The organism is Streptomyces roseicoloratus, assembly GCF_004117935.1.
GTDB lineage: Bacteria > Actinomycetota > Actinomycetes > Streptomycetales > Streptomycetaceae > Streptomyces > Streptomyces roseicoloratus.
The window spans coordinates 35,259-43,637 of record NZ_SDOY01000089.1 but is presented as its reverse complement, the minus strand read 5'-3'; the positions used below and the strand labels follow the sequence as shown (position 1 = coordinate 43,637).

8 protein-coding genes are annotated in these 8,379 nt (G+C 72.8%); 6 read left to right on the top strand and 2 right to left on the bottom strand.

Features of this window, described 5'->3' with window-relative positions; all coding sequences use genetic code 11:
- Positions 1–40 precede the first annotated feature (40 nt).
- Together ESG85_RS08475 and ESG85_RS08470 are read right to left on the bottom strand one after the other, a co-directional pair.
- A complete protein-coding gene (locus ESG85_RS08475) occupies positions 41–1,264 on the bottom strand; it encodes an IS30 family transposase (protein WP_128977433.1) in 1,224 nt (407 codons plus the stop codon).
- A gap of 108 nt (positions 1,265–1,372) precedes the next feature.
- Positions 1,373–1,894: a hypothetical protein gene (locus tag ESG85_RS08470; RefSeq protein ID WP_128977432.1), complete on the bottom strand. Its 522-nt coding sequence runs from the start codon at positions 1,892–1,894 to the stop codon at positions 1,373–1,375.
- 234 nt (positions 1,895–2,128) lie between these two features.
- Between ESG85_RS08470 and fmt the strand changes: the two genes are divergently transcribed.
- From fmt to ESG85_RS08440, 6 genes are all read left to right on the top strand, one after another.
- A complete protein-coding gene (fmt, locus tag ESG85_RS08465; RefSeq protein ID WP_128977431.1) occupies positions 2,129–3,061 on the top strand; it encodes a methionyl-tRNA formyltransferase in 933 nt (310 codons plus the stop codon).
- 6 nt (positions 3,062–3,067) lie between these two features.
- Complete coding sequence (locus tag ESG85_RS08460) at positions 3,068–3,415, top strand: hypothetical protein (RefSeq protein ID WP_128977430.1); 348 nt, start codon at positions 3,068–3,070, stop codon at positions 3,413–3,415.
- 41 nt (positions 3,416–3,456) lie between these two features.
- A complete protein-coding gene (locus ESG85_RS08455; RefSeq protein ID WP_128977429.1) occupies positions 3,457–4,890 on the top strand; it encodes an RsmB/NOP family class I SAM-dependent RNA methyltransferase in 1,434 nt (477 codons plus the stop codon).
- Between the two features lie 131 nt (positions 4,891–5,021).
- A complete protein-coding gene (locus tag ESG85_RS08450) occupies positions 5,022–5,495 on the top strand; it encodes a hypothetical protein (RefSeq protein ID WP_246094886.1) in 474 nt (157 codons plus the stop codon).
- Positions 5,496–5,503: 8 nt separating this feature from the next.
- The gene (locus tag ESG85_RS08445; RefSeq protein ID WP_128977428.1) at positions 5,504–7,336 is read left to right on the top strand and encodes an alpha/beta hydrolase; all 1,833 of its coding nucleotides are present in this window, start codon (positions 5,504–5,506) and stop codon (positions 7,334–7,336) included.
- A complete protein-coding gene (locus ESG85_RS08440; RefSeq protein ID WP_128977427.1) occupies positions 7,333–8,289 on the top strand; it encodes a hypothetical protein in 957 nt (318 codons plus the stop codon). Before ESG85_RS08445 ends, ESG85_RS08440 begins: the two co-directional genes overlap by 4 nt.
- Positions 8,290–8,379: the final 90 nt, after the last annotated feature.

The following is an 8,379-nucleotide window of genomic DNA, read 5'->3' as shown; positions in this document are numbered from 1 at the left end:
GGCGGTTTCTAGGGGTCGTCGCAACACGTGGTCGTGTTGGTCAGGCCGCGAGTAGTTTATGCAGGCGCTCGGCCGGGGTTTCCCAGCCGAGCGTTTTGCGTGGGCGGCGGTTGAGCTGGTCGGCGACGGCGGCCAGGTGCTCGGGGTCGTGGACGGACAGGTCGGTGCCTTTGGGGAAGTACTGCCGCAGCAGGCCGTTGGTGTTCTCGTTCGAGCCGCGCTGCCAGGGGCTGGCGGGGTCGCAGAAGTAGACCGGGATGTCGGTGGCGAGGGTGAACTGCGCGTGGCGGGCCATCTCGCTGCCCTGGTCCCAGGTCAGGGACCGCATCAGCTGGGCGGGCAGGGTCTGGACGGTGGCGGTCAGGGCAGTCAGGACGGCCTCGGCTCCGTGGTCGCCGGGCAGGTGCAGGAGCATGACGTAGCGGGTGGCGCGTTCGACCAGGGTGCCGATCGCGGACCTGCCGTCCTTGCCGATGATCAGGTCGCCCTCCCAGTGGCCGGGAACGGCCCGGTCCTCCACCTCGGCGGGCCGTTCGCTGATCATCACCATCGGGGTGGTGAAACGCGGCTGGCGGCAGTTCGCCTGCCGCTGGGGTCTGCGGCGGGCCCGCCCGGAGCGCAGGGCGCCGGCCAGCTCGCGCCGCAGCTGACCCCTGCCCTGGACATAAAGTGCCTGATAGACGGTCTCGTGGACCACGTGCATCTCCGGCCGCTGGGGGAACTGTGTCCGCAGAGCGTGGCATATCTGCTCCGGGCTCCACTTCTCGTCCAGCATCGTCTGGACGGCGTCCCGCAGCTCGGGGTTCCGGAGGATCTTGCGGGGCTTGGGGCGGGGACGGCGGGCGTCGGCGCGGGCCTGGGCGGCGTGCGGGCGGTAGTGCCACTGGCCGCGTGTGCCGTCGGTGCGGTTGCGGCGGATCTCCCGGCTGACCGTGGACGGACTTCGGCCCAGCTCCGCGGCGATCGCCCGTACCGTGGCCTTCTCCCGCAGCCGGTCCGCGATGTGGATCCGCTCGTCCTCGCTCAGGTATCGGGACGGACCGGAAGCCGGCACCACCAGATTGATCGGTGGTACCGGCTTCCGGTTGCGTTCCCCGGAGCGGCCGTTGCGCCACTTCCGACCGGTCCGCTCATCGATGCCGACAATCCGGCACGCTTCGGTGTTGCTGTATCCCTGCCGCACGAGCCGGGAGTATGCCTCCCGCTCCCGGGACAACTTCTTACGCCCCTGCGGTGTCCGGTCCGCTCGGATCTGGAAGTCCATCGCACCCCTTGAACTGGGGTGTTGCGACAACCACTAGAACCCAAGTGGTGGCGGGCGGCCCTTTCGCTGTGATGCGCCGTGTGGCGCCGTGCGGTGCTGCCGTTGCGGTCAGCCGTTGCGCGGAGCCGGGAAGGCCGGCGGGCGCTGCTCCTCGCGCAGCGCCTGGCTGCCCGAGGTCGGCTGCGGCGGCATCGTGCGGGCGGGCGGGACCACCGGCACGGTGCGGGGAGCGGGGCCCGGCTCCGCCGTGCGCTCCGGGTCCAGGGCGACGCCCGCCTGCGGGGCGCGGCGCGAGCCGTAACGGCGGTGGACCGCCTGCTTGGTGACTCCGAGCGCGGAGCCCACCGCGTCCCAGGAGAACCCGAGCGAGCGGTCGAAGTCGACCGCCGCCGTCACCAGGGTCTCGACGCTGTCCCGCAGCTCCTGGGCGAGCCGTACGGTCGGGGCGGGAGCGCGTCCGTAGACGACGAAGCCCGTCGAAGGAGCGGTGCGGCGCGGACGGTAGACATTGCCCAGCTGGGCCGTGAGCGTGCGCAGTGCGTCCACCTGCCGCCGGACCCGCTCGATGTCCCGCACGAGCAGGTGCAGACTTGCCCGGGCCTGGGCGTCGTGGGTTGCGTGGTCGGCCATGGATGAGCCTCTCGAACCGGCGTGAAAGGGGCGGGTCGCTGGGGGAAGGGCGACCCGATTCGGTCAATCTCCTTTGACCAACGCGCCACCCGTCCGTTGGGTCACGCTGCGGGGGCGTACACGCATATGCGCAGGGCGCTCGACCTCGCGTACGCCCCCCGAGCTGACGGACCCTAGACTTGAGGGTCCGTCCGGTGGACGCCGCCACCGCCCCGAGATGCGAGGTTTTCCCGCGTGAAGCTCGTCTTCGCTGGCACCCCCGAGGTCGCCGTACCCGCCCTGGACGCCCTGCTCGCCTCCGGGCGGCACGAGGTGGCCGCCGTCGTCACCCGGCCCGACGCGCCCGCGGGCCGTGGCCGCCGGCTCGTCGCGAGCCCCGTCGCCGAGCGGGCCGAAGAGGCGGGGATCGAGGTCCTCAAGCCGGAACGGCCGCGCGACGAGGCGTTCCTCGCACGGCTCCGGGAGATCGCCCCGGACTGCTGCCCCGTCGTCGCGTACGGCGCGCTGCTGCCCCGCGTCGCCCTCGACATCCCCGCCCACGGGTGGGTCAACCTGCACTTCTCGCTGCTGCCCGCGTGGCGTGGCGCGGCGCCGGTGCAGCACGCGCTGATGGCGGGCGACCAGGTGACGGGCGCGTCCACCTTCCAGATCGAGGAAGGCCTCGACTCCGGCCCGGTGTACGGCGTCGTCACGGAGGACGTGCGGCCCACCGACACCAGCGGAGACCTGCTCACCCGCCTCGCGTTCGCGGGCGCCGGACTGCTCGCGGCCACCATGGACGGCATCGAGGACGGCACCCTGAAGGCCGTGCCGCAGCCCGCCGACGGCATCACCCTGGCCCCGAAGATCCAGGTCGAGGACGCCCACGTCGACTTCGCGGCCCCCGCGCTCCGCGTCGACCGCGTCGTCCGCGGCTGCACGCCCGCCCCCGGCGCCTGGACCCTTTTCCGCGGCGAGCGCCTCAAGCTCATCCAGGTCGCGCTGCTGCCCGACCGCACCGACCTGGCCCCCGGCGAGCTCGCCGTCGGCAAGAACAACGTGTACGTCGGCACCGGCTCCCACGCGGTGGAACTGCTCTGGGTCCAGCCGCAGGGCAAGAAGCCGATGAAGGCGGCCGACTGGGCGCGCGGTGTGCGCATCGCGCCCGGCGAGCGGGTCGGGGCGTAGCCCACCGTGCTGCCGCTGCCGGAGGGCTCCTGGTGGGACCGGACGGTCCTGCGCTACGACGGCAGCCGGCTCACCCTGGCCGCCGGCCACGACCTCTCCTACGGCCACGGACTGCAGGTCGCGTTCACGGACACCGTCTGCCTGCGGTGTCCGACGGCCTTCTCGGACCCGGAGTTCCGCGAGGCCACCGCCGAGGAGCGGGCGGAGATCGTCCGGCTCGTCGGCGAGGACCCGCCGGTGCCGGCCGCCTCCGACGCGGACGGGTACGGCACGCGACCCGTCCCGTGTCTGATCGCCGCCGGTGACCGGGCGGTCGGGCTCGGCCGTTTTTCCCGGGACGGCGCGCGGACGTAGGCTGAGGAGGTTCGACCTCTTCTTTCTCACGCGGAGCACCTTTGAGCGAGCAGGCACGTCGCCGCACCCCCACGTCCTCCAAGGCCCCCCGGCCCCACCGGCGGCCCAAGAAGGACCCCGTGCGGATCCTCGCCTTCGAGGTGCTGCGGGCCGTCGACGAGCGCGACGCCTACGCCAACCTGGTCCTCCCGCCGCTGCTGAAGAAGGCGCGGGAGAAGAACGAGGGCTTCGACGGCCGGGACGCGGCCCTCGCCACCGAGCTGGTGTACGGCACGCTGCGCCGGCAGGGGACGTACGACGCGATCATCGCGGCCTGCGTCGACCGGCCGCTGCGCGAGGTCGACCCGCCGGTGCTCGACGTGCTGTCGCTCGGCGCGCACCAGCTGCTCGGGACCCGGATCCCGAGCCATGCCGCCGTCTCCGCCACCGTCGAGCTGGCCCGTGTGGTGCTCGGCGACGGCCGGGCGAAGTTCGTGAACGCCGTGCTGCGCAAGATCGCCCAGGACGACTTCGACACCTGGGTGGCGCGGGTCGCGCCGCCGTACGAGGAGGACGCCGAGGACCACCTCGCCGTCGTCCACTCGCATCCGCGCTGGGTCGTGTCCGCGCTGTGGGACGCCCTCGGCGGCGGCCGCGCCGGGATCGAGAGCCTGCTGGAGGCCGACAACGAGCGGCCCGAGGTCACCCTGGTGGCCCGGCCCGGCCGGGCCACCACCGACGAGCTGGCCGCCGCGGCCGAGACCGAGCCCGGGCGCTGGTCGCCGTACGCGCTGCGGCTCTCCGAGGGGGGCGAGCCCGGGGCGATCGAGGCCGTGCGCGAAGGCCGGGCCGGCGTCCAGGACGAGGGCAGCCAGCTCGTCGCGATCGCCCTCGCCAACGCCCCGCTCGACGGACCCGACACCCGCTGGCTCGACGGCTGCGCCGGCCCCGGCGGCAAGGCGGCCCTGCTCGGTGCGCTGGCCGCCGGGCGCGGCGCCGCCCTGCTCGCCTCCGAGAAGCAGCCGCACCGCGCCCGCCTGGTCGAGCGCGCCCTCGCCGGCAACCCCGGCCCCTACCAGGTCATCGCCGCCGACGGCACCCGCCCGCCGTGGGGCGAGGGCTCCTTCGACCGGGTCCTGATGGACGTGCCCTGCTCCGGGCTCGGCGCGCTGCGCCGCCGCCCGGAGGCCCGGTGGCGCCGCCGGCCCGCCGACCTCGACGGCTTCGCCCCGCTGCAGCGCGGGCTGCTCACGGAGGCGCTGCGGGCCGTGCGCGTCGGCGGCGTGGTCGGCTACGCGACCTGCTCGCCGCACCTCGCCGAGACCCGCGTGGTCGTGGACGACGTCCTGAAGAAGGCCGGCGGCGCCGAGCTGATCGACGCCCGGCCCCTGCTGCCCGGCGTCCCCGACCTCGGCGACGGCCCCGACGTCCAGCTGTGGCCGCACCTGCACGGCACGGACGCGATGTACCTCGCCCTGATCCGCCGTACGGCCTGAGGCGTCGAAGGCGCGCCCGTGGCCGGGCGCCGGGGTGCCGTTTCCGGACGTGGCGCCCCAACATAGGTACGGATACTCATGAGTTCCGCGTCGCGTGTGCGCTGTAGTGGTCCCCGCTGAAAGTGACACGGGTGAACGGGGGCCTGCGCGTGGCGTGGGACGAGTGGGAACAGATCAAGGCCGGGACCGCCGGGGGTCCGCCCGCGGCGATGCGGCTCGACCACGTACCGGTGGAGCCGAGTTCAGGGCCGAGTGCCGTGACCGGCGGTCTGAAGTCCAGTCAGAAGGCGTGGACCACGGCCGCCGAGGGCGTGGGCTCCCTCCGCGGGAGCATGGGCACCGCGCTGTCGAAGCTGGAAGAGGGCCAGGCGGGGCTCGGCGCGACGACGGGCTGTCTGACGGCGGCGGCGCAGAAGGACGTCCACGACTCGTGGAAGAAGTACGCCGAGAACGTCGGCAAGCGGTGCGGCGCGCTCCAGGGCATCCTGCGGCAGGTGGGCCGGGACGTGCTGACCACCGACGAGGCCGTGAAGGGCGAGATGGACCGGCTGAACCGCACGTACGCCGACACGGACGCCGTCGGCGGCCAGTCGAAGAGCCGGTGACCGGCGCCATGGACTACGCCACCCTCAAGGCCTTCGAACCCACCGGGTTCGAGGGCGCCGCCGACGGCTACCGCGCCCTGGGCAACGCCGCCCAGGCGGCCAGGAACCACATCGAGAACACCGTCGCCACCGGCATGCGCACGTCCCTGTCGGGAGAGTCGGCGGAGGCGGCGCAGAAGCAGCTCAAGGCCCTGGCCGAGAACTTCCACTACACCGTCACCGAATGCCATGTGATCAGCACGGCCCTCAACGGGTTCGCGTACGACATGGCCGCCGCCAAGCGGAAGCTCGACGCGGCGGTCGAGGACGCCCGCGCGGACGGCTGCACGGTGAACGCCGACGGCTCGGTGAGCTACCCGGCGGGCCGCAAGCCGGGCGACGAGAAGGACACCGAGGGGGGCACGGTCACCGGCAGCGCCGGCGGCGACGCGACCTCCGACGCCCTGGAGCGCCAGGCGGCGAACATCCACCCGAACCCCCACTACGGCAAGGCGATGGCGTACGCCGACCGGATCGCCGACGCGGTCAAGGAGGCCACGGACGCCGACGCCAAGTGGGAACCGAAGGTACGGGCCCTCAGGGCCGACGACGACCTGACCGTCTCGGACCGGGACTGGACGGACGTCGCCTCGGACACGGGCGGCGTACGCGGAGCGGCCGACGCCTACCTCGGCTCGATCGAGCCGCCGCCCGAGAACGACTGGCCCCAGGACAACGCCGACTGGTGGAAGGGCCTCACGGACGAGCAGCGCGAGGCCTACATCTCCCTGCACCCGGCGAGTGTCGGATCCCTCGACGGCCTGCCCTCGGCCGTGCGCGACGAGGCCAACCGCACGGTGCTCGCGGAACAGCGGGCCGCCAGGCAGCTGGAGTACGACGCCTGGCTCAGGAAGGAGCCCGAGCACTACCGGCCGTACATCAGCCCCGTCACGGGCCGCGAGGTCAAGGGCGCGATGGTCCCGACGGAGGAGTGGAAGGAGTGGGAGGAGAAGCGGAAGAAGCTGGAGAACGGCTTCAAGGGCATGGACGCCATCCAGTCCCGCTTCGACAGCTTCACGACCGAGGGCAACCGCCCCTACCTGCTCGGCTTCGACGGCAACGGCATGGGCCGCGCCATCGTCTCCATCGGCAACCCGGACACCGCCGACAACGTGGTGACGTACGTGCCCGGGACGTTCGCCAAGCTGGAGTCGATCGACGGGGACCTCCGCAGGGCCCAGCTCCTCCAGGCCGAGGCGGAGCGCCAGGACGGGGCGCACGCGACGGCCTCGATCGTGTGGCTCGGCTACGACGCCCCGCAGGGCATCATGACCGACGCCACGGAGACCGGGTGGGCCGACGACGCGAAGGAGCCGCTGGGCGACTTCATCCAGGGGCTCGAGGAGGCCAACCACCGCGAGAACGGCGTGAACCAGACGCTCATGGGCCACAGCTACGGTTCCCTGGTGGTGGGCGAGACGATGGAGACGCACATCGACCTGCCGGTCGACAACGCGATCATGGTCGGCAGTCCGGGTGTGGGAGTGAACCACGCCAAGGACCTGAACATCCCGCCGGACCACGTCTTCGCGGGCACCGCCCAGAACGACCTCATCAACCTCGCCCCACCGGTGGCCAGGGACCCGCTCAGCCCGAAGGCGTACTGGGACACCTTCTTCGACGGCGACGAGATCGTGCACGGCACCGACCCGACCTCGGAGGACTTCGGGGGCCAGGTCTTCGAGGTCCCCGACGGGAAGCTGCCGCTCACGGACTGGGAGATGATGCCCGCGCACTCCCAGTACTGGGACGAGAAGCCCCTGGGCACCCTGGGCAAGATCGTGACCGAAGGACGACTGTGAACCCACGCAAGGCCGTCCCGGCCGCCGCGCTGCTGGCCATGACGCTCATGGCGACCGCGTGCGGGGCACAGGAGGACGGACCCGACACCGGCGGAAACGCACCGAAGCAGGTAGTGATGAACGAGCAGCAGGCGATCGCCCGGGCAGAGGAGATCATCGGGGAGGCCGTCGACGGCATGTCGCCCCGGCCGACGCTGGAGCGCATGGGCCCCGCGCCCGTCGGCCCCTGCCTCGCCCACGACGACCACCGGCCCGACGACCGGGTGCAGGTCACCCTCATCTACAAGCTGACCGGCGTTCCGGGGACCCAGGCGCAGAACCTGGTCCGCCAGGCACGGGACGCCTGGCGGAAGCACGGCTACGTGAACCAGTCGGGCGAGCAGGACTGGGAGACCGACTACCCGGCGGTCTACATGCGCACGAAGGCGGACGACTTCTGGATGAACGCCGTGACCGGCGTCCTCGACCGCGCCAGGAAGGAGGGCCTCGCCTCCCTCAAGGTCACGTCCCCCTGCTTCCTCCCGCCGGACAAGGCCTCCTCCGCCGCCGATCCCGCCGCGTTCGAGCCCCAGGACGCCGACGACCCCGCCGCGCGCCGCGCCCTCGGACACTCCAGCCGGATCTACGACGTGCTGCGGGCCGGATCGGCGCCCGCGCAGCCGGGGGAGGGCCTGAGCAGGGTCCCGGGCGGGTCCGGGGCCGCGGTGCACCACACCTGGTCGACCCCGGCGCTGCCGGAGGACGAGCGGCTGCGGGTGGTGGAACGCGCGCGGGCGTACTTCGCGGGCGAGGGATGGCGCGTACGCCCCCTGCCGACGGCCGACGGACACCCGGGCGTCGTCGCCGGTCACCCCGAGGAGCACACGGTCGCGCAGGTGGTGGTCTCGGCCACCGGTACGGTGCGGGTCGCCGTGACGACGCCCGTCGACGGAACGGATTCCGCGGAGGCGTGACAGGATCCCGCCGGACCCTACCGGCGGGATCGGCTGGTCTGTACCATTACGTCCCCCGCGTGAAGCGTCCCGCGCACGATCCACACCGCT

Coding starts and splice junctions, on each gene's coding strand:
- ESG85_RS08475 (WP_128977433.1), bottom strand. CDS start 1,264: ATGGACTTCCAGATCCGAGCGGACCGGACACCGCAGGGGCGTAAGAAG.
- ESG85_RS08470 (WP_128977432.1), bottom strand. CDS start 1,894: ATGGCCGACCACGCAACCCACGACGCCCAGGCCCGGGCAAGTCTGCAC.
- ESG85_RS08445 (WP_128977428.1), top strand. CDS start 5,504: ATGGACTACGCCACCCTCAAGGCCTTCGAACCCACCGGGTTCGAGGGC.